Annotated in this window: 17 protein-coding genes and 3 pseudogenes; 7 read left to right on the forward strand and 13 right to left on the reverse strand. The window is 37.7% G+C overall.

The window, feature by feature from the left end:
• Nucleotides 1-84 precede the first annotated feature (84 nt).
• The 6 genes from BM350_RS09210 to BM350_RS09235 form a co-directional block, all read right to left on the reverse strand.
• Nucleotides 85-2,472 carry an immune inhibitor A domain-containing protein gene (locus BM350_RS09210; RefSeq protein WP_090919306.1) on the reverse strand — a complete coding sequence of 796 codons (2,388 nt, stop codon included), beginning with the start codon at nt 2,470-2,472 and terminating at the stop codon, nt 85-87.
• A gap of 231 nt (nt 2,473-2,703) precedes the next feature.
• Nucleotides 2,704-3,648, reverse strand: a complete 945-nt coding sequence (yhaM, locus tag BM350_RS09215) for a 3'-5' exoribonuclease YhaM (protein ID WP_090919304.1) — start codon at nt 3,646-3,648, stop codon at nt 2,704-2,706.
• A 253-nt stretch (nt 3,649-3,901) separates the two neighbouring features.
• On the reverse strand, nt 3,902-6,730 hold the full coding sequence (locus BM350_RS09220; RefSeq protein WP_090919301.1) for an ATP-binding protein: 2,829 nt from the start codon (nt 6,728-6,730) through the stop codon (nt 3,902-3,904).
• Nucleotides 6,727-7,968 carry a metallophosphoesterase family protein gene (locus BM350_RS09225; protein ID WP_090919355.1) on the reverse strand — a complete coding sequence of 414 codons (1,242 nt, stop codon included), beginning with the start codon at nt 7,966-7,968 and terminating at the stop codon, nt 6,727-6,729. The genes BM350_RS09220 and BM350_RS09225 overlap by 4 nt, the downstream gene beginning before the upstream one ends.
• 452 nt (nt 7,969-8,420) lie before the next feature.
• Nucleotides 8,421-10,163: a tetratricopeptide repeat protein gene (locus BM350_RS09230; RefSeq protein ID WP_090919298.1), complete on the reverse strand. Its 1,743-nt coding sequence runs from the start codon at nt 10,161-10,163 to the stop codon at nt 8,421-8,423.
• Between the two features lie 27 nt (nt 10,164-10,190).
• Nucleotides 10,191-11,135: an ATP-binding protein gene (locus BM350_RS09235; protein WP_090919295.1), complete on the reverse strand. Its 945-nt coding sequence runs from the start codon at nt 11,133-11,135 to the stop codon at nt 10,191-10,193.
• 623 nt (nt 11,136-11,758) lie between these two features.
• Between BM350_RS09235 and BM350_RS26135 the strand changes: the two are divergent.
• Nucleotides 11,759-11,911, forward strand: a pseudogene (locus tag BM350_RS26135) (HTH domain-containing protein); the annotation flags it as partial.
• A 175-nt stretch (nt 11,912-12,086) separates the two neighbouring features.
• Here BM350_RS26135 and BM350_RS26860 read toward each other — a convergent pair.
• The 3 genes and pseudogenes from BM350_RS26860 to BM350_RS09245 form a co-directional block, all read right to left on the reverse strand.
• Nucleotides 12,087-12,257, reverse strand: coding sequence for a hypothetical protein (locus BM350_RS26860; RefSeq protein WP_170857669.1), 171 nt, complete (start codon nt 12,255-12,257; stop codon nt 12,087-12,089).
• Nucleotides 12,258-12,440: 183 nt separating this feature from the next.
• Nucleotides 12,441-14,219 carry a tetratricopeptide repeat protein gene (locus BM350_RS09240; RefSeq protein ID WP_139207728.1) on the reverse strand — a complete coding sequence of 593 codons (1,779 nt, stop codon included), beginning with the start codon at nt 14,217-14,219 and terminating at the stop codon, nt 12,441-12,443.
• Between the two features lie 294 nt (nt 14,220-14,513).
• Nucleotides 14,514-14,681 (reverse strand): annotated as a pseudogene (locus BM350_RS09245) (S-layer homology domain-containing protein); the annotation flags it as partial.
• A gap of 119 nt (nt 14,682-14,800) precedes the next feature.
• On the opposite strand from BM350_RS09245, the gene BM350_RS09250 reads away from it, so the two are divergent.
• Entirely contained in the window at nt 14,801-14,986 is a 186-nt protein-coding gene (locus BM350_RS09250) for a YhzD family protein (protein ID WP_090918348.1), read from the forward strand.
• A 27-nt stretch (nt 14,987-15,013) separates the two neighbouring features.
• Here the strand turns inward: BM350_RS09250 and BM350_RS09255 are convergent, their stop codons facing one another.
• Nucleotides 15,014-15,373: a hypothetical protein gene (locus BM350_RS09255; protein WP_090918346.1), complete on the reverse strand. Its 360-nt coding sequence runs from the start codon at nt 15,371-15,373 to the stop codon at nt 15,014-15,016.
• A 138-nt stretch (nt 15,374-15,511) separates the two neighbouring features.
• On the opposite strand from BM350_RS09255, the gene BM350_RS09260 reads away from it, so the two are divergent.
• A complete protein-coding gene (locus tag BM350_RS09260; protein ID WP_090918344.1) occupies nt 15,512-15,652 on the forward strand; it encodes a YflJ family protein in 141 nt (46 codons plus the stop codon).
• Nucleotides 15,653-15,787: 135 nt separating this feature from the next.
• Here the strand turns inward: BM350_RS09260 and BM350_RS09265 are convergent.
• Nucleotides 15,788-16,114, reverse strand: a pseudogene (locus BM350_RS09265) (nucleoside triphosphate pyrophosphohydrolase).
• Nucleotides 16,115-16,251: 137 nt separating this feature from the next.
• On the opposite strand from BM350_RS09265, the gene BM350_RS09270 reads away from it, so the two are divergent.
• Both BM350_RS09270 and BM350_RS09275 read left to right on the forward strand, forming a co-directional pair.
• Nucleotides 16,252-16,389 (forward strand): DUF2639 domain-containing protein, encoded by a 138-nt coding sequence (locus BM350_RS09270; protein ID WP_090918343.1) that lies wholly within the window; start codon nt 16,252-16,254, stop codon nt 16,387-16,389.
• Between the two features lie 154 nt (nt 16,390-16,543).
• Nucleotides 16,544-16,900, forward strand: a complete 357-nt coding sequence (locus tag BM350_RS09275) for a DUF805 domain-containing protein (RefSeq protein WP_090918341.1) — start codon at nt 16,544-16,546, stop codon at nt 16,898-16,900.
• Nucleotides 16,901-17,188: 288 nt separating this feature from the next.
• Here BM350_RS09275 and BM350_RS09280 read toward each other — a convergent pair whose 3' ends face one another.
• A complete protein-coding gene (locus tag BM350_RS09280) occupies nt 17,189-17,371 on the reverse strand; it encodes a TetR/AcrR family transcriptional regulator C-terminal domain-containing protein (protein WP_244547961.1) in 183 nt (60 codons plus the stop codon).
• A gap of 283 nt (nt 17,372-17,654) precedes the next feature.
• Between BM350_RS09280 and BM350_RS09285 the strand changes: the two genes are divergently transcribed.
• A complete protein-coding gene (locus BM350_RS09285; protein ID WP_090918339.1) occupies nt 17,655-19,340 on the forward strand; it encodes a multicopper oxidase family protein in 1,686 nt (561 codons plus the stop codon).
• Nucleotides 19,341-19,546: 206 nt separating this feature from the next.
• On the opposite strand, the gene BM350_RS09290 is transcribed toward BM350_RS09285, so the two are convergent.
• The gene (locus BM350_RS09290) at nt 19,547-20,050 is read right to left on the reverse strand and encodes a DinB family protein (protein WP_090918337.1); all 504 of its coding nucleotides are present in this window, start codon (nt 20,048-20,050) and stop codon (nt 19,547-19,549) included.
• 273 nt (nt 20,051-20,323) lie between these two features.
• Between BM350_RS09290 and BM350_RS09295 the strand changes: the two genes are divergently transcribed.
• Nucleotides 20,324-21,322: a S66 family peptidase gene (locus tag BM350_RS09295; protein WP_090918334.1), complete on the forward strand. Its 999-nt coding sequence runs from the start codon at nt 20,324-20,326 to the stop codon at nt 21,320-21,322.
• Nucleotides 21,323-21,399 lie beyond the last annotated feature (77 nt).

Below are 21,399 nucleotides of genomic sequence, written 5' to 3' on the forward strand. Positions count from 1 at the left end.
CTTTCATCAGACAAGCTTTGTTAGTTTCACTGTATGAAAGGAAGGGAGATTTTATGACTCTTTTATTTTGAAGAAACTTTCACCTTAGCGATGAATCCAAACTGCTCCTGCTGACTTATCATCAGCTTGACCTACTACTTCAAATTTCAGTCCAAGATTTGGAACTTTTCGTCCTGCATCTGGAATTAAGTTGTTCATATATACTTTAGAGTCATCAAATTTAGCCACGCCTGGTAATCCTTTATAATCAAATACTCCGCGTGATGGCGAATTTATTTTCCACGCTGGTGTTTGATCAAACGAGAACGCAGCATCTGCAATTTGATAACGCGTACTACTTTTCACAGTCGGTTGACCATTTAATGTTCCTACGATCGCGTCTGGATGGGAATCTACTACTCCAAGGAATCCTTCGCCTGGATGGACACCAACCCAGTTATCTGTAAAGCTTTGGTCTGCATACCATACAACAAGCCCTGTATTGTAAACTGGGCCGCGTCCGTATTGCAGTGCTTCATCAGAACCAGCATAGTTTCTCCACTCTAAATAGTAGTTATGTTTCTTATATTCAATTCCATTAGAAACAGTAAAGCCTTTTAATCCAAAGCTTGGTTGCCCCTCTGCATCATCAGAGAAAACAACTTTATTATCTGCCGTTAAAGTAGCATTATCAAGTGCAAATCCTCTGTAAGCTACAGCAACATCTGTTAAATATTCAAATTGTAGTTTTACTTTCTTACCTTTGAATGGGCTTAAATCATAAGATTTATCAATCCACTTATCATTTGTTGTATCCACACCATTCTTGATGTCTTTGTCACCCATTCTATCAAGCTTTGTTTTCGTTCCATCTTCTGTAATCGCATATACATCAACGAAATCATACGCTGCTTCTAGTTCATAGAATGCTTTGTAATCAAATTTTGCAGTCGTTGTATTTGTTAAATCGAATAATGGCGTCTCTAATGTTGTATGGATGTCATTTCCTTTTGTACTATAATAAAATTCCTTTCCAAAACCAGGTTCAATGTTTTTCACTTCTTTATCAGGTAAGTTTACACGAATCATTCCTGGACGTTTTGACTTTGTAACACTTTGGTCTAAATATGTTGCCGATCCGATACCACGAAGTTTATCATAGTCTACGTCAACAATGTTTGCCCAGTTACCCTTCATATTTTTTTGGAAGAATTCTTTATTTTGCGGAGAGAAACTTGTCGGTTCTGTTCCAGCAATTCTTCCAGCCCAGCTGCCGCCGCTCATAATAGACCAAGCTTCAACTGGTTCACCTTGTCCAGAATACTTTGTATCGTACTCATCCGGTAAACCTAAGTCATGACCAAATTCATGAGCAAATACACCAACTGCACCATCTTCAGGCTCGATTGTGTAATCATATGCAGCCATCTTTCCGCCCCAGTTTGGAACAGATGCTTTTGTTCCATCGATTGCATAAGGTTTTGCACCAAGTTTTGAACGGTGAGACCAAATTGCATCATCTTTCAATTTTCCGCCGCCAGCTTCTTGGCCAACTCCAGCGTGAACAACCATTAAATGATCAATAATTCCATCAGGTTCATTTTTATTACCGTTACCGTTGTAATCATATTGATCAAATTGATCAAAATCAGCTAAATTCATTCCTTTTGCTACCGCTGCTTTTAACGCGTCTTTTACTAAATCACGTGGTCCTAGAGGTCCTTTATTATCATGACCAGTGCCAGCATCAGCGCCGTAATCTGCAGCTTTACCTGGAACAGTCAACCATTCCGTTACAGTACCATCGACTGTATAGCTGCCGCCAGATTGCTCTTCATAATATTGCTTAAATGTTTTAATTTTCGTGTCATTGAATAACGTAAATGGCTCATCACCAAATAACATGTTTTGATAATGCTCACGATTAAAATCATTCGCAAACATATATCCTGGTTCTTGAGCAATATTGTTATGTTTAAAATCATTAAACTCTACAAGTAAAACAAGAACTTTATCTTTACGAACAGCACCGTTATACTGCGCTTGCTTAGCTGAAGACGTTGGCACTTTACCATTTAACTTTCCAGCATTAAATCCGGGTGCTTGTCCATTTGTTGCACCATTCTCAGTTTGATGCTGCTGCTCTTTCTCTTTCATTTTTGAATCTTTTACTTTTTTCATAAAGTCAGTAGCTTCTTGCGTAAGGCTGTCTTCTGGCGTTGTTTCCTTTCCAGGATTTTCGCCATTCTTCTTCTCTATATATTTTTCTACAGCCTTTGAAGTTTCTGCTTGTGATGCAGATGGATCAATAACCCCGCGTTGTTTCAACGCATTTGCCAAGCGTTCTTCCGGTATTAAATGCTCATCTATGAAGCTAGACGGCGCTGGTGATGATTCTGCATACGCAGCATGACCACCGAAAGCAAACATAGAACTAAGCATAGCCCCTGTTGCCAACACTGAAAAAGTTTGTAATTTTCTGTTCTTTTTCAACGTAGTCCCTCCCTATTATGTATAAGTTACCGACTCTTTTTGTCGATATTTATATATTATTATCGATTGGTGTAATTTTCAATATTTTTGTAATATATCGAAAATTGGATGCGGATTATTTTATCAGAATAATTTCTTCTGCAGTAAAACGGATTATTTTTTGTTCTATTTCACACTTCAATAATCAAAAAAAAGATTCTACCATAGCAGTAGAATCTTTTTTCAATCTTTTTAGTTATGAAACGTCGGTTTATAAAACGAACGATTATCAAGCGCAAAAACACGCTCTGTATATTCACCTGGTTTCGTGCGACTCAGTGCACGGTCCATCATATTCATCTTCGCATCTAAGTTATCAATATAATGAAGAATTTCTGCTTCTCTTACAAGCGGCGGCTTCGGACTGCCCCACTCTGCTTTGCCGTGATGTGATAAGACGATGTGCTGAAGAATTAATATTTCTTCTACTTCAATTTTTAGTTCGTCTGCTGCTTTGCCAATCTCATTTACCATGATGGAGATGTGGCCAAGTAAATTTCCTTCTAACGTATATGTTGTGGAAATTGGACCTGATAATTCAATGACTTTACCGAGGTCGTGTAAAATCACGCCTGCATACAATAAGTCTTTATCAAGAGACGGATATAGCGCTGCAATTGCTTTTGCTAAGTCAAGCATCGACACAACGTGATATGCCAGTCCTGAAACAAACTCATGATGATTTTTCGTTGCAGCTGGGTAATCTAAAAATTCTCCTTGATACTTATTCAGCAAATGTCTCGTAATGCGCTGAATATTAGGGTTACGCATTTCAAATATGTATTGTGTAATTCTCTCAACCATATCTTCTTTTTTAAGCGGTGCTTTTTCCACAAAATCAGAGATATCATTTACTTCACCTGGATTTGCCACACGAATTTGTTTGACGCGAAGTTGAATGCGGCCTTTATAATTTTGAATATCTCCCGCTACTTTCACAATTGTTTCTGCTACATATTGCTGCTCTACTTCAGGTGACACATCCCACAGCTTCGCTTCAATATCTCCGCTTTGATCTTGCAAAATGACCGTTAAGAATGGTTTCCCGTTACTTGCAATCCCTTTTGTTGCCGATTTAATCATTAAATATAACTCGACTTGCTCACCAACTTCATATTGTGCAATTTTCTTTTTCATATATTTTCCTCCACCGTCATCGATATAGTTAGTATAGCATATATAAATCCATTTTGATTTCTCAACATATAAATCCCTGTTATGCAATGCAAAAAGTGACTTGCACTCGTTTTCTATCTTTATTTTAGCATTGCACGTGGCAGAAAAAAGCCCTGACCGCTTCTCTGCATGGCCAGATGCTCTCGTCCACGTAAAAAGAGAGGGGGATATGTTGTTTTTTCAAATTGTATTTATATATTACATCGCTTTTCCCTTACTGCTTTAATCGCTGAATTTCATCTTCTGCAAAAAAAGATAAAAGATGCTTGTGACAAGTAAAGAAAATGACTTGCCGCTCTTTCGCTAATTCCTTCATAAGATGCACGGTTCGCTCTGTTCGCAGCACGTCAAAATGGACGAAACTATCATCAATAATAAACGGATACTGCCCTTCAAACGTATGCGCGAGTGCAAACCGCAGCGATAAATAGAGCTGCTCCGCTGTCGCTTGGCTTAATTCATGACTATAAAAATGCAGTCCATCTTTTCGTTCTACAATAAACGGCTCTTCTGCATCTGGCGAAAAGACTTTTACATAGTTTCCGCCCGTTAAATATACAAAATACTCTTCTGCTTTTTGCAAAATACGCGGCAACTGCACTTCATGATAATACTTCTTCGTTTTACTTAATACCGCCTTTGCCGCCGCATACGCTGCCCACTTTTTCACTTGTTCACGCACTTTTGATTTTTTCAGTTCCCACTCATGCAGGACATCACCGTACGTACGGCCTTCTTCTAACTGTGCGATATCGTGGCGCAGAGCTGCAAGTGTATGCGTCAATTCTTTTTCCTCCCGCATTAGCCTATCTATTTGCTCCTGCTCTTTTTGTCGCTCCTCTTCATATCCATCTAGACGATAACCGCTCTCTAGCGCTGACGTCATTAATCGCCCTTCCAATACATCCATTTGCGGAATTAACCGATCAAGCTGCTGCTGCTTCTCTTCCATCTGCTCCGCTTGCTTTGCCGCCGTTAAAAAAGCCTCTTCATCAGGTGTTGCAGCAATGTCCCAAAGCTGCTGCCGTTCTTCCAATAGATGATGAATCTGCTGTTCTACTCCAGCATACTCTTCTTCCCACGCTATAGCCTTTTCTGTCAGCTGCTTTTTCTGCAATTGTTTTTCCTTTTCTTTCTGCACATCTTTACTTAAACCATACAAAAATAACGACGGTGTATCCACGCTTCTTTCTGTAACAACCGTTAGCTTCATTAGTTTATGTTCAAATTGAGAAATCATGTCTCCCTGTAATTCTTTTCGTTCTTGCTGCTTCGCTAATTCGCGGTACAATTGCTGCATCTTTTCTATTCGTTCAAACGCCGGCAAGATGTGAGCATATGTAAAATGATGTGGCAGTGCGTACGTCTCTTTATACAATTTCACTTGCTCATTCACACCAAACAAATCACGTTCCCACTCATCATATTCAGAAAGAACACGTTCATACCCGCGCTCAATTTGCCTTAACTTAAATTCCTCACGCTCCAATAGCTTCCGCACTTCATCGTCTTTCTCAAGGCGATACCTGATTTCAAGCGCTTCATCGCTTTCCTGTTCATCCGCTCCCTTACTATACATTACATAAAAAACAACAAGACCAATTAACAAAAAGACCCCTGCAAACAATAACTTACGATTATCCATGAAAACACCGGCAAGCAGTAGCAAAACATCCATAACGAACAATGCCATTGCCGTTTTATTCATCTGTACCGCACTGCGATTTCGTTTCTGCCGGGACGCTGCACTTTGCACTTTTGGCAAATATCTTTCCCGCTCCTGGACCGGTAATGTTTGCGACTGCAGCTTTTTCACTGCTTCTTCCTGTTCCTCTAACTGCTCCTGCGCTGTTTTAAACCGTTCATCTAACTGCCCTTTACGCTTTTCTAACTCTTTTGCTTGCTGCACCATTTGCGTAATCGTTTCCTTCATAGCTAAGCTCGTCTGAAAAGAAAGAACGTCCTCACGTGCAAATGCTGCGCCGATTTGCTGCTGCAAATCTTGTATTTCTTCTTCTATATGTAAAATACGCCCTGTCAAATCCCGCACTTCTTGCAGCGCTGCTTCATAAGACATATGCTGCAAACGAAGTTCTTCTACGTACATATCTTGCTGAAGCAACTCCTCATTTACTTGCAACGCGTCTATTTCAGACTTTGCACTATCTAATTTCTTTTGCAGCGCCTCTCCTTGCAATTGAAGCGGTTCAAGCCGTGCTTTTATCCCTTCATAACGCCGCAAACCATCAACTGGAAACGCAAGTCCTGCATGTTGCTGTAAAAATCGTTCACACGCACGCTTTTCTAAAAAGAGCGGCTGCAACGCTTCTAGCACTTCATAATCTTGCTTTCGTTTCCCCGCTTCTTGCTGCTCGGTACGAATAATAGAAAGGCGCTCTTCCATACTCTTTTTCTTTCCGACAAGCTCTTCATACGCCGCAATTTTCCCTTGCCAATCTGCAAGCTGATCTTGCAGATTTTTTAACTCCTGCAACGCTACATTAATTTCCGGCTTGCGGCCATTTGGCTTAAAGCGCTGCTCCATTTCCTTCTCAAGCATTTTTTCCAGGCGTAACAACCCATCGCTGCCAACTGCACTTGCGGAAAATAAGTAGTTACCAATATCCCCTTCGCCGATATTGTGAATGTTTTGCAACCCATGCATGTCAAAGGAAAACACAGAATCAAACAACTGCTCATTCATTCCCTTTAACAGCAGCTTTAAAACTTCCTCACCGCCTGTTTTTCCATCTGCAAAATAAACTGTCACTTCCCCGGCCGCCGTTTTCGGAAGACGCTCAATTTTTAATCGACCGTACTCCCTAGTAGAAACCGTAATCGCACCGCCGTATTTCCCGCCTTCCTTCGGCTCATAGCGGCGCTGCCCCCTTGTTGGAAAACCAAATAAAATGCTCTTCATAAACGAACGAATCGTCGACTTCCCCGCCTCGTTTTCCCCGTACAATACGGTAAGCATAGAAAGGTTCAGCCGGACATTTTCTAATTTTCCATATCCGTAAATATGAAGTTTCTCAACTCTCATCCCTTACTCCTTTCTTGTTCTAATAATTGCTCTAAAATAATATTCTCGGCGCCCTTTTGAATCTCTTTCTTTTCTTCTTCAGAAAACGAATGGAGCACCTTCCTTGCAACAGGTGAAGTCCAAATTGTTCGCAGCACCTCATCCATACTCGAGAACGATTCAAGCTCCTGCAGCACATTCCCAATAAAATGATTCTCTTTCTTCAACTTCTCAATTTCCGCAAACGAAATCGTTTCATTCTTCCATTTCACAACATGTACAAAATTACTGCGCTCCTCGCCAGATGAGACAATATGAAGAATTTCTTCTACGCGCTTCTCATCACGCAAATAAGAAGCAAGCGGTCCTTGTCCTGTAAACGTCATCGTCACAAGCAAACCTTCCTCTTCTCTTCGCATACCGTTCATGCTCTCCGTACACGTATGAATAAGATCATCGACCGTTTCTAACACATCAATAGGAATAGAAACCTCACCCCAAACAACATCATTCGTACGGAAAAATGTCAGTTCTGTCCCTTGCTGAGACAAGGAAACAACATACGCACCTTTCTCTCCTGTTTCCTTTCGGTGCCGCCCTTGAATATTGCCAGGGTACACAATGCATGGTTCTTCTGCTAACACTTCACGTTTATGTATATGACCAAGCGCCCAGTAATCAAACTCTTTCTCCTTCAGTTCACGAATTTGAAACGGCGCATACCGATTATGATCCGCATCTCCTTCCACACTTCCGTGAAGCATGCCGATATGAAACGGTGCACCTGTCATCTTTTTATATTGCTCTGTCATATTATCCGTCACAGCTTGCTGCTGATAACTAAATCCGTAAATGGAGACAAGGAGCTCCCCGTTTTTATAAAATGATTTTTCTTCTATATAAGGCTCTGTGAAAATATGTACATTACTTGGAAACTCAATTGCCGCCCAGCTTCCGCCTAAATGATCATGATTGCCGTGAATCACATACACCGGAATATCATACTGCGCCAGACGCTTCATTTGCTCACGAACAAACACCTGCGCTCGCAAACTTCTCGTCTCTGCATCATATAAATCACCCGCAAGCAAAACAAAATCAACCTGCTCTTGAATCGCTTTATCCATGATGCGCGCAAACGAACGAAACGTACTTTCCTTCATTCTTTTCCATATAAAAGCCGGTACATTCAGTTCCATCCCTTTAAACGGACTATCCAAATGTAAATCTGCCGCATGAATAAACTTTACTTTTTTCACAACGTAACGTCCTTTCTCCGTCATACTCTGCCCAATCAAGTCCATACTGGCTTTGATCTTCCTCGTTTCTCTTTGAATCTTGAAACGGGAAACTTACTGCCTAAATGCATTTTGATTTTTCAATATCTAAGTCACTGCTATGCAGAAAAAAAAGAGCCTACACTCGCTTTTTCTCTTTGTTTTAACTTCGCATGTAGCAAAAAAGTCACTGACCGCTTCTATACACGGCCAGATGCTCTCGCCTACCTAAAAAAATAGTTTTTGTTGTTTTTTCACTCATTCACAGTCCACTAATAGGTAAAGTTTCACTTTATTTTAACACTTTTTTTCGAATTGGGGATGCGCCCGAAACGGCTAGATACTCTCGTCCTTATTAAAACAACAAAAATAAGCCAGATGTAAAAAAACATCCAGCTTATCTTTATCATTCGTTACGTTGTCCTGCTTATACTTTAGTCTTTTTTACCTTTCGCTTCCACACCTTGTGTTTCCAACTTATTCAGTAATTCATGATACCTTTGCATTTCTTGCTCACTATTATCCCAGGTTTCTCCGTAAATATGATTAATTTCCTTCCCTACAAATTCTAATATAAAAGTGCTATCATCACTTTTCACCGATAAGTATGTATTTGTTCCTTCTTCATAATTTCTATCAAGATGTGAATTTTTTAATTTCTCTACACTTGGTTGTCCTGCCTTTTCCATAACAATTGGTACATACTGATCTGCTACAATTTGGCGAAGCGAATTCTCGCTAAAGTCACTTATTTTTAATGAATGGAATATGAGTGTAACCATAGGCACATTTAATTTCGTTTGATCTATTTTAAGTACGTTATGTGCAGACTCAGTAATACTCTTTTTCTCTTCTAGGCTTATATTTGGCATCGGATTTTTATCCTCTTTATGATAAAGGTTAAATACTTGCACAGCACGGAAAACGAGAGTAAGAGACAGCGTAATGATTAAATAAATTTGCCATCTGTTATACCGCGGAGATTCAATATTGGAATACGATTGAATTTCCTTATGCTCTTTCGATGATAACTGCGGTTGTGTGGCTGCAGCTACTTCTTCAGTTGGCTGTTTCTCAAACACAGCTCCAGTGCTCCAAAAACTTGCTAATTGTGATTCAACTTCTTCTTGTGATAATTTCGGCGTTGAAACTACCGCAGGTTCTACTTTATCAAGTGTACGTGCCATTTTAGAAATTTCTTGCTTTCTTGTAAATTGATTTTTACGTAGATTTTCTTTCGCATCAAATGATGTTCCTAAACCAACTTCTTTATAAATTTTCTTTTTAATTCTAGAAGAAATAAAATACATAACAAGAATTGCAATATAAACACTCCCTGCATACCAACCAGTTGCATATACAGGCAAAATGAGCCAACCTAACAAACTTAACAAGCATAAACAATAAAATATTTTTGGATTCTTGGAACGTACAAACCTAAATAACGAACAAAACTTCACAAAAGCTTGACCTACAACATGTGAAAAGCCTGCGGTAAACGCACAAAACTTATTTTTTGTCCCAATCATACTCTTATAAAGCTCATATACTCCTTTATTATTTGGGTCTAGCCGCATCGCGACTTCCGCTAACATCCTTGCTTTTTTAAAATTCCCCTTATGTTTTGCTATATTTGCAAATAAAACGAGATTGAACGTATTTTCTGGATTTAACTCTAAGGCACGCTTTTCGGCTTTTAATGCCTCCTCTTTTCGTTTAGGGAAGGATGCATAAAGAACATACGCGTACCTTCCTACATATATTTCATTTTCAGGATCCAACTCCATCGCTTTCTCGAAATAAACAAGTGAATCCTTAACGCTTTCACGACATCTAAAAACTTCGCCCATATAGAAGTAATACTGACCATCTTCAGGATAATTTTTTATACCGATTTCCGCTAGTTCTTCTATTCTTTCAAGATTTTGTTGATCACTGAAAATATCTAATCCCACTGAAAGAACTTGCTCATTTAAATGATCGAGTTTAAGCGCCTCCTCCAAGTACTTATTTGCATTATCTTTGTCATCAAACCCATAAAAATAAACATAACTTAAACAAAGGTATCCAGAAGCATCTTCTGGATCTTCCTCTATAAGTATTTCAGCCTCTTCCATTGCCCGTTCAGCATCGCCAATCTTCACCAAATGCTGAGTTCTTCTAAGGTTATCCTCCATCACTTGACTCATCCCTGCCCTTATTTTCTATTTCAACCTATGCTCTTCCATATAATCGAGCACTTTATCAAAATCTTTATTTACATCACTAAATGTTGCATAGTTTTTCGCTGTTGAAAACCAATCTAAAGTTGTTGGCTGACGTTTCTTCATTGCTTCTAACAAATCTTCGTTGGAAAGCGGCTGCAGTTGCCCTGTTTCAAATGAACGTTGAATTGCTTGATTAATCGCATCCTCAACTAAAAACGTTAAATCAGCGCCTGAAAAATGTTCCGCATACTTTGCGACAATATCAAGCTGTAAATCTGTTCGAGGCTTATCTTTTGTCTTTAAGTCTAGTATTGTCAGACGTTCTTCATAGCTCGGCGGTGCCACAAAAACAAGTGAATTAAAACGTCCCGGACGGCGGAGTGCCGGATCAATATACCACGGTGTATTCGTCGCTCCAATAATATAGACACCTTCATTAAAAGAATTCATTCCATCCAGTTCTACTAGCAGTTGATTCACTAATGTACGTTGATGATGGGCGCCCATTTTCTGTCTATTCCCGCCAAATGCATCTAACTCATCTATAAACAAAATACAAGGCTTTGTTTTCCGCGCTTCTTCAAAAACCTCATGTAAATTTTTCTCAGCTTCACCTGACCACATAGATAGGATAGCTTGTAGCTCCAAATGAATAAAATTCGCATTAATTTCCCCAGCTACTGCACGCGCTAAAAACGTCTTCCCACAGCCAGGAGGACCATAAAACAGCAAACTCCCCCCCGTTTTCTTACCAAATGCTTGAAAATATTCAGGATTCTTAATTGGCATGATGAAATCCATATTAATTTGCTTCTTAATATCTTCCATCCCGCCAACATCTGCAAAACTCGTTTTACTTTCCTCTACTTCTACCATTCTATTTTGCTCTCTATCAAAAGAGATTACTTTAATTTTGTCATAATATTTCTCCACTTCATTCACCCTCTTTTTTATTTATCCCGCTATTCGTGGACAGTAATACTCCCACCTCAAGATTCTGAGAAAGCATTGTCCAGCTCTAACGGCTAGAGTCTCCGGTCGTTTCGCCCCCTCGGACGAGGCAAAAAGCGCCTCTCTGTCAGAGGCGTGGGCGTCCTGCGATTCTGGACGAGCCGCTTCCGCTTTTCTAAAGAAGTTAGGTGGGAGATAAACTGCCCGTAAAAGCCCGATTGGTTCAACTAATAATCAGTGGGGGATGAAGAAAACCCCCACTGATTAAAGTTTCACTTTATGTATAATATGAAACTTCTAACGATTGGACGATGTCAAGGAGAATCGCCCCCTTATCTTCCCAACTACCCGATACATGCTTTTTATATAGCTATTACAATTGGGCGGGTATTCCCGATAGCAAAAAATAACTGCAACTCAAAAAATATAAATCTTTAATCAACAAAAATTATCATAACAAACAAGATGCTTTCACGTTGTAGTATTTTGTCGAATAAAACAAAAGAAGCTTCGTTTTAAAATGTATCCTATAGAATAGACACTTAAAAAAAAGTCTGTTCTATAGGATATTTCTTGTATAATAAGAAAAAAATTAGAATCGGAGAAATTTCAAAATGACGAAAAAATTATTTACAGAAAAAGAAGTTCAAGCTCTATCAAGGAATCCATGCGTAAAATCTGTGAGTGAGAAAGGAATTACTTATACGGACGAATTTAAACGTATTTTTATTGAAGAAAATGAAAAAGGAAAATTACCTCGAGACATATTGCAGTAGGCGTTGATTTTTTTACAAATCCAACTGCCATACCAAGACCTGATCCTTTGTGAATAATTCCAACATGATAGGCGGATAAATTCATGAACTAAAGGAGAACTCAATCAGTGAAATCTTGCAAAAAAACTTCCACTATGGAAGTTTCACTTTTGCATTCATATAACTTCTAACTATTCTTCTTTGATTTTCTTACTTCTTTATCCAACCAAATAAACGTCACAGTTAATATAACACCCACAGCTGTAAATAGAATGCCAGGTACCAATAACCATAAATTCCCTCTACTCCACCAAATTAAATCTATTCCTAAAATTAAACATATGATCCCTATTATCATCTAATCTCATTACCCCTTTTTCATGAAAATTTTTCTCTGTTTGTAAAGACATTCCTTTAGAATTATACCTTTTTACGTCCAAACTGTTAAACATAAAGTGAAAGTTCTATCTTATAACTTCAGAAAGAATGTACCCCATACCTAAGCCAAAATAAGCCAGATGCTTTTAGCATCTGGCTTATTTTACTTTTGCTGCATACTTTGCACTATAAAGTTATGAAGTAATTCATTATATGTTTTTATTTCTTGCTCACTATTATCCCAATTTTCGCCGTAAATACGATTAATTTTTCCCTCTAACATTTCTATGATAAAAGTACTATCATCACTTTTCATTAATAAGTATGCCTTTGTCCCTTCTTTATATACTCTAGCAAGATGTTCAGATCTTAATTTCTGTATACTTGGTTGTCCTACCTTTTCCATCATAACAGGCACATAATTATCCGTTACAAATTGCCGAAGCGAGTTCTCACTAAAGTCACTTGTTTCTAATGAACATAATGCTGACGAAATCTTACCAATTAGGTCCAGTTCTTCTTCTTTCGGTATTTTATCCTTAGATATAATGAAACTCTTCCTCTGTTCTTCGTTAATATTCGGCTCCGCATTTTTATTCTTTTTATGATAAGAGGTATAACTCTTCTTCTGTTCTTCGCCAATATTCGGCTCCATATTTTTATCCTCTTTATGATAAGGGTTATATACATTCCCAACACGCAAAACGAGAGTAAGAGACAGTATAATTAACAAACAAATATACCACTTGTTGTATCGTGGGTATTCAATATTTGAATACGATTGAATTTCCTTATGTTCTTCCGATGATAACTGCGGCTGCATAGCTACTTCTTCAGTTGGTTGTTTTTCAGACATAGCTTCTTTACTTGTTAGCTGTGACTCAATTTCTTCTGGTGATAACTCCTTTGTTGCAATTGTCGTAGGTTCTACTTTCTCAACTGTATGTGCCATTTTAGACGTTTCTTGCTCTTTTGTAATTTGATTTCTGCGTAGATTATCTTTCGCATCAAACGATGTTCCTAAACCAACTTCTTTGTAGATCTTCTGTTGGATGTTAGAAGAGATAAAATACATCACAAGAAATACAATATAAACGCTACCTGCATACCAACCTATTAAATATATAGGCAGAATCCCCCAACCAAATGAACTTAAAAAGTATAAAAAATAATATATGTTTTTATTCTTGAAATATACAAACGTAAATAACGAGCAGAATTTTGAGATAGGTAGACCTAAAACATGTGCAACCCTTGCGGTGAAATCACAAAACTTATTTTTTGTCCCAACCGTCTTCTTATAAATCGTATATGCGTCTTTATTATTTGGATCTAGCCGCACCGCGACTTCCGCTAACATCCTTGCTTTTTTAAAATTCCCCTTATACGTCGCTGCAACTGCGAACAAAACAAGATTAGTCGTATTTTCTGGATCTAGATCCAAAGCACGCTGTTCTGCCTGTAATGCCTCCTCTTGCCGTTTAGGGAAAGAGGTAAAAAGAATATACGCATAATTTCCTACATAAATTTCATTTTCAGGATCGAGCTCCATCGCTTTCTCGAAATACACGAGTGAATTCTTAACGGGTTCAAAACATCTAACAGCTTCACCCATATAGAAATAACACTTTCCATTTTCAGGGTAATTTTTCATTCCAATCTCTGCGAGTTCTCTTACTCTCTTATAATTATTTTGACCATAGAAAATCTCTAATCCTACTGAGAGCACTTGCTCATTTAAATAATCCAGTTTGAGCGCCTCTTCTAAATACTTACTTGCATTATCATTATCGCCAAATCCATAAAAATAGACATAACTTAAACAAAGGTACCCTGAAGCGTCTTCTGGGTCTTCCTTTATAAGCATTTCGGCTTCTTTCATTGCCCGATCAGCATCGCCAGCCTTCAGCAAATACTGAATTCTTCTAAGATTATCTTCCATCACCTGACTCATCCCTACCCTTACTTTCCTCTACTTCTACCAATCTCTTTTGTTCTCTATCAAAAGAGATTACCTTAATTTTGTCATGATATTTCTCCTTTTTCGTAAACACATGCTTTCATAATTCCATATTTCTCTAATTATGCAAAAATATCATAACAAATAAAACACTTTTAATTTGTCATATTTCGTCGAAAAAAGTTAAAAAAGGGCATTCCCACATCGCTATCGAGTTAAGAAATTTATTGTTCCCCAAAACGAAAACACCGACTCGAATGAATCGGTTTTAACTAGTTAGTTTACTTGAAGCGGCCTTGAAGATACCGGAATAGCTCTATATAAGGACGCAGTCAACTGTTCACGTGTTACAGTACCATCTGGATTAAAATTGTTATCACCTATGCCATTAGTTATGCCATTACTAAATGAAATTTTTACCTCTCCATTTCCCCAGTGACCTTGCGCATCATTAAATAATCCATCTTACTTATTACAAATAATGTCACATATTTCTTTTGCATAATTGCCCATTTTGTGACACAATAGTTATAACATTCTGATTATTTTTGGAGGGAATTTTCATGGGCATATACACACTAACAGTTTTCGAAAAAGACGGTTCCAAAGTACTAGATGAATCATTTGAGGCTACGACAGAAGCAGAAGCAAAATCAAAAGGTGAAACCCTTTTACGAGACAAACAATTGTATGAACACACGCACCGCTGCACATCTTCAAGCGGAAAGCTTGTCTTATTCCAGCGCTAAAAAAAGAAGCGTTACACCGCTTCTTTTTCACACTATATCTTCTTCACACCACAGAAACACAACTTCTACAATTCGATTGCCAAATCGAACACGCTTATTCCACATACCTGTTTGAATAAGGCGCTTTAACTCATCCTTCATGTTATCCGTCCACTGCTGAATACTTTCTTTCCGATTGTACGGATAAATACTTGGAAACTCTTCATGTAAGAGACGCAAGCTTTCCGCATCTAGATGAAAATGAAAAAAATAATTTGCAGTCAGAGAAGGATCCTGCAATTGTAAAAACGGATGGTCAATTTGCTTCTTATTACGATAAAACGTAAAAATATTGACCTTGCCACTCGTAATCTGATCAATTTGAATTTCGTGTTTTTCAATAATCACGCTGTTCAATCCACCTCAATATATACTACTTCTAGTATATATGTCTTTGACAAAGAAGTTAACCTCTTTCCTATGGAAATTCATCATTTTACAAAAAATACAATCAGAATCACTCCAAACAAGAAAGGAAGCGATCATATGCATTTCGGCAGCAAAGGTTGGTACGTAAGTGAATTAAAAAAATTAGGTATCCGTACTTATGAAGGTAGAAAACTAGAGTCATATCGTACGCATATTTTGGCTAGTTTGCTTGAGAAGGCTAAGAGACAGTCGGCTTGATGGAGGAATGCTCCTTCTTATACGGGAGGAGCTTTTTTGAAATTAACAAATAGCTTGGCATCACTTGTATAAGTAGTGCCTTTTTCTTCTTTCATTAACAGAATCTTAAATAGTACAGGCTCTACAATCCGCTACTTAATTATCACTTACCTCAATCAAGAAAATTCTCTCCCCGAACCCACCGCGCTTTTCAGCTTTTTCTTTGCGGACTTTTTCCACATCTTCGAGCGTTACGCCTTCATGCTATGCTAGTGCGTTGATAAGCTCCAGTAAATCCGCTAGTTCCTCTACTTTATGCTCCTGTGTTTCCGCTTCTACATATTCCGTTAATTCTTCTCCTGTTTTCTTACACATTTCTTCTATATATTCTTTTTCATCTAACATTCTTGTTGTGCATGTCTTTCCTGTCTTTTCAATAATTTCTGGGATACGATCACGTACTAGTTTGTTGTAGATTGGCATCGCAAGTCCTCCGCTATTTTGAATTTAATTCTATTATTATAGCATGCAGAAAAATCCACACTTTCCATAAGTAAAACAAGCTTTCCTTTTCCTACTCAAGCATATACTGTTAAAAATCTAAAAGGAGAAGATTCATCATGTATTACGGAACAAAAGGCTGGTACGTGTATGAGTTGAAAAAGCTTGGAATTAATTATTATGAGGGGCGAAAATTAGAAAGTTACCGGGCGCATGTTTTAAGGAGTTTGTTATTGACAAAGCAGAAAGAGAACTAAACTTTCTGCTCCACTCTTATAAAAAAACCTTAAAAAATTAAGGTTTTTTTATATAGAATCAGCATTTTCCTTTTATTGTCTAGACAGGATAAAATTGAAATGTTATATTACAATTTCGTAATTATTATCAAAATAAAAAAAGGAGGAACCTTATATGCAATGGTATTTAAACGTACTTAAAAACTATGTAGGATTTCAAGGAAGAGCTCGTCGTAAAGAATACTGGATGTTTTCCCTTATTAACTTCATTATCTTCTTTATATTTTCAATACTTGGGGCAATAGCAGACATATTTAGCATTCTATTTGGACTTTATACTCTAGCAATCCTATTACCATCCTTAGCTGTTGGTTTCCGCAGACTACATGACACCGGAAAAAGCGGATGGTGGCTATTGCTGAGCTTTATTCCTCTCATCGGTGGTATCGTTCTCCTTGTATTCTGTTGCCAGGATAGTCAAGAAGGCGATAACAAGTATGGCCCAAATCCTAAGGCTGACGAAAGCTATTAATATTGTTCTTACTACATAAGTAGATAAATAACCCGTGAAGACTTTCTTCATGGGTTATTTATCTATGTATTTATTTATATATCCTTTTGAATTTTTTGACATATAAGTCTTTTCTATGCAGAACACAACATGACCGCTACTTGCTTTCTTCTTTTGTTTTCAACCTTACATGTGGTAGGAAAAGGCTCTAATCGCTTCTATGTACGGCTAGATGCTCTCGTCCTCCCTTAAAAAGAAAGTGGTTTTTTACATCGTATTTATATAATGCTGTTCACCATACTAATTGAACTAGACGTCTACGCTCATATTTAAGAATTGAACAAGCTGATCATTTAAATAACTTGTACTATAAGAAAAATCATTTTGATACCACTCAATAATGATGCCAATAATCGCATTTGCTTGATAGGAACAATAGAGTGAATGATTAACTCCTTCTTTAAGAAAAGCTTCTTTATCTTGAAGTAACAAATGCTTTATTTCCTCAAACAATAAATAATAGTACATGAATGGAAGAAAAACTTAATGTATTTTTATACTGTTATGATTTTTAACGAATGGTAAAAACCGTATCCCTTATTTAGGGTACGGTTCACCGCAGCTCATGTAAATGAGATTTTTTCCTTAGACGAATTGCTTTTTTACGATTCAAGCCTATTTCATTCATTTTCTATTAGAAATTCGTCTATACCGCCATTAAATTCATATTATATATGATAAACAATATTTGATTTTTAAAAAAGGAGGCAGTTAAGTGTCTTTAAAAAAATTTGCAGATGCATTACCCATTCCTCCTGTCTTAAAGCCAAAAGGTAACTATGATGGAATCCCATTCTATGAGGTAACGATGAGGCAAGTCAAACAAAAATTACATCGTGATTTGCCGCCAACTACCGTCTGGGGGTACAACAGTATGTACCCTGGCCCTACATTCGAAGTAGAAAGAAATCACCCTATTTTTGTAAAATGGAAAAATAAATTGCCCTTTGAACACCTGCTGCCTGTCGACCAAACTGTTCATGGTGCGGAATCAAACCAACCTTCTGTTAGGACGGTTGTCCATTTACATGGCGGTCGGGTTCGTCCAGAAAGTGACGGATATCCTGATGCATGGTTCACAAGAGATTTTAAAAATGTTGGGACGAAATTCGTGACTGAAGTCTACTATTATCCAAACTGTCAACGCCCTACAACACTTTGGTATCATGATCACGCCATTGGAATCACCCGTTTGAACGTTTATGCAGGTCTTGCAGGCTTCTATCTTCTCAGAGATGAAGAAGAGAAAAAGTTGAATCTTCCTAGTGGAAAATTTGAAATTCCGTTGGTCATTCAAGATCGCTCGTTCTATGCCAATGGTGAACTATTTTATCCATCCCAACCAGGAAATATGCCGCCCCCAGCCCCGCAGCCACCTCCACCAATCGACCCTGCATTACCAAATCCGTCAGTTGTTCCGGAATTTTTCGGTAACACAATTTTAGTCAACGGAAAAGTATGGCCTTATCTTGAGGTTGAACCGCGAAAATACCGGTTCCGCATCCTAAATGGCTCCAATTCTCGTTTTTATCGTATGCAGCTGAGCTCTGGGCAAAATTTTGTCCAAATTGGTACGGATGGAGGACTTTTAGAAAAACCAGTCCTAGTATCCGAACTCATCCTTGCCCCTGCGGAACGCGCCGATGTCATTGTCGATTTTTCAAACCATAATGGTGAGAATATTATTTTAACAAATGACGCACCAACCCCGTTCCCTGACGGCGAAAGTCCTTCTGGAGATCTGAAGCAGATTATGCAATTTCGCGTCAAACAAACATGCTACAAACCTGACAAAAGTAAAATTCCTGAAAAGTTGAGTTGCTTGGAACAACTTAATCCCCAGGATGCTGTAATGACACGCAAAAACACTTTACTTGAAGCTACCGATAAATTTGGACGCCCTATGCCATTATTAAACAATCTGGAATGGAATCAGCCCATTACAGAAAGCCCATATAATGGAACCATAGAGATTTGGGAGCTGTACAATACGACACCAGACACTCACCCGATTCACTTGCACCTTGTCAATTTTCAAATTTTGAATCGTGCTGTATTTACCGGCGATCCAACTGGATTTAACCTTAAAGTCGGGCCACCAATACCACCCGATCCAAACGAGAGAGGATGGAAAGATACTGTTCGCGCCAATCCCGGGGAAGTTACTCGAATTATTGCACGTTTTGGTCCATTTACAGGAACCTACCCGTGGCACTGCCACATTCTTGAACACGAAGATTACGACATGATGAGACCATACGAGGTGCTAGCTAACCCTAGCTTTAACCCACGCGAACAAAATCCAGAACAATGCAGCGATAACTCCTTTTCTCAATGTTTTGACTGTCACAAACGCCGTAAAGATAAATGCAGTAAAAAAAGAAGATGCGATGATGATTGAATTCAATATTCAAGTTTAGTTATACATTTTTTAGCAACATTCAAATCCTAACATAAAAAAGAAGAGAAATAATGATTTCTTGATTTCTCTTCTCCTTTTCATTCAGTAAATTTTAATGTTGATATTTAGATAAATCTAAGGGAAACCTGAACTATAAAGGTTTCCCATTCTTTGTTGAAGTATGAATCCGTAGCACTATACTATTTTTAAAGTGGCGGATTTTCCACGCCTAAATGAATCCAATCTTCTTTTGGTGGACCATAAACTCCAAATGGTTTGATTCCTGCTTGACGCATAAGAACTGTAATTTGTCCACGATGATGAACAATGTGCTTAATTAGCCCCATTAAGATTGTAGCGTTTGATTCCTGTCTTCCAAATGCTTCTTGTATTTGCTTTAGGGATTCACCTGTCCATTGTTCTTCAATAACTTTGGCCGCATCGAGACTTATATCTTTAAAGGTTTCAGCAATTTCCTTCGCTGAGGTTGGTACACTTTCTGCATTTTCTACTCCATCTATCTTCAATCCGAAATGAGCTAAATACTCCGGAATACTTGTTGTCAAATGCCACGCAATCCTCCCCAATGTACGACCTTCTAGATACACTTGTTGTTTTAAGGATTCATCTGTCAAACCATCCAAAACTTTTTGAGTTAGTAATGCTTCCCTATTCCATTCCTTAATGAAGTCTGAAATTGTTACATACATAAATAATCCCTCCACAATCAAATTTTTTCTCGAAATACAGTACAAAACATTCGTTTCTGTATCTCAATTTCCCTTCTTGAATTGGAACTACTCATTGATAGACTTGTTCTTTTTTGTATGTATAAAGATTCATATTGCATCACTTTTCCATTTATTATACATTGGGTAAAAAGTAATTTTCAAAAATAACTTAACAGAAGGAAGCATTATACATAAACACTAGTTTTTCATTTCAATATAAATGCCAATGCCTTTCAAGGGAGCGAGAAAACAATGAAACTTAGCAAATTACAAAAAGGAGATTTAATTGGAATTTATTCTCCTTCATCACCAGCAACTTATACAGCACCGAAAAGATTTTATCGAGCCAAAAAATTTTTAGAGGACAAAGGTTTTTATATAATAGAAGGAAATTTAACTGGAAAACACGATAACTACCGGTCTGGAAATATTAAAGAACGGGCCGAAGAATTCAATGAGTTAATAAGAAATCCGAACATCAAATGTATCATGTCAACCATTGGTGGGATGAATTCTAATTCAATATTGCCTTATATTGATTATGACGCATTTATAAAAGACCCGAAAATCATGATAGGTTATTCTGATGTTACTGCAATATTACTTGGGATATACGCCAAAACTGGAATAACTACATTTTATGGACCTGCATTAATCCCTTCATTTGGTGAATTTGAACCATTTGTCAACTTTACATACGAATATTTTAGTGAAATGCTAGAAGAGAAACAGAAGCTCCCATATACTATTAAAAAGCCGCCTTGTTGGACGGATGAGTTTATCAATTGGGAAGAAAAAACGAAGGAAAAACAACGTATAAAAAATGATTGGATCTGTGTAAATGCAGGAAAGACAACAGGAAGGGTAATTGGAGGAAATTTAGACACTTTAACTGGCATTTGGGGTAGCGAATACATGCCAGAAATAAAAGATGGAGATATCCTTTTTATCGAAGATACAACAAAAGATGCTGCTACTATTGAAAGAAGTTTTTCATTACTAAAACTCAATGGAGTATTTAATAAAATTTCTGGTTTAATCCTTGGAAAGCATGAGCAATTTAACGATAGTGGTACAAATAAAAAGCCTTATGAGATTCTATTAGAAGTTTTAGATGGCATTAACATACCGTTTATTGCAGATTTTGATTGCTGCCACACCCACCCGATGTTAACCATTCCAATTGGTATGAAAATAGAGATGGATGCAACAAATAAAACAGTACGAATTCTTGAAGATTGGATACGTTAAATCTATTAAAAGGAAAAAGAAGACAATCATCTATAGATGATTGTCTTCTTTTTCCTTTTGTATATCAATAAAGATTG

It is taken from the genome of Bacillus sp. 103mf (assembly GCF_900116295.1).
In the GTDB taxonomy this organism is placed as follows: Bacteria; Bacillota; Bacilli; order Bacillales; family Bacillaceae_G; genus Bacillus_A; species Bacillus_A bruguierae.

Excerpts from the sequence above, each read along its gene's own strand:
- BM350_RS09290 (WP_090918337.1), bottom strand. The coding sequence starts at position 20,050 with ATGTATGTAACAATTTCAGACTTCATTAAGGAATGGAATAGGGAAGCA.
- BM350_RS09260 (WP_090918344.1), top strand. The coding sequence starts at position 15,512 with ATGCATTTCGGCAGCAAAGGTTGGTACGTAAGTGAATTAAAAAAATTA.
- BM350_RS09295 (WP_090918334.1), top strand. The coding sequence starts at position 20,324 with ATGAAACTTAGCAAATTACAAAAAGGAGATTTAATTGGAATTTATTCT.
- BM350_RS09220 (WP_090919301.1), bottom strand. The coding sequence starts at position 6,730 with ATGAGAGTTGAGAAACTTCATATTTACGGATATGGAAAATTAGAAAAT.
- BM350_RS09230 (WP_090919298.1), bottom strand. The coding sequence starts at position 10,163 with ATGGAGGATAACCTTAGAAGAACTCAGCATTTGGTGAAGATTGGCGAT.
- BM350_RS09270 (WP_090918343.1), top strand. The coding sequence starts at position 16,252 with ATGTATTACGGAACAAAAGGCTGGTACGTGTATGAGTTGAAAAAGCTT.
- BM350_RS26860 (WP_170857669.1), bottom strand. The coding sequence starts at position 12,257 with ATGATAATAGGGATCATATGTTTAATTTTAGGAATAGATTTAATTTGG.
- BM350_RS09275 (WP_090918341.1), top strand. The coding sequence starts at position 16,544 with ATGCAATGGTATTTAAACGTACTTAAAAACTATGTAGGATTTCAAGGA.
- yhaM (WP_090919304.1), bottom strand. The coding sequence starts at position 3,648 with ATGAAAAAGAAAATTGCACAATATGAAGTTGGTGAGCAAGTCGAGTTA.
- BM350_RS09250 (WP_090918348.1), top strand. The coding sequence starts at position 14,801 with ATGGGCATATACACACTAACAGTTTTCGAAAAAGACGGTTCCAAAGTA.
- BM350_RS09240 (WP_139207728.1), bottom strand. The coding sequence starts at position 14,219 with ATGGAAGATAATCTTAGAAGAATTCAGTATTTGCTGAAGGCTGGCGAT.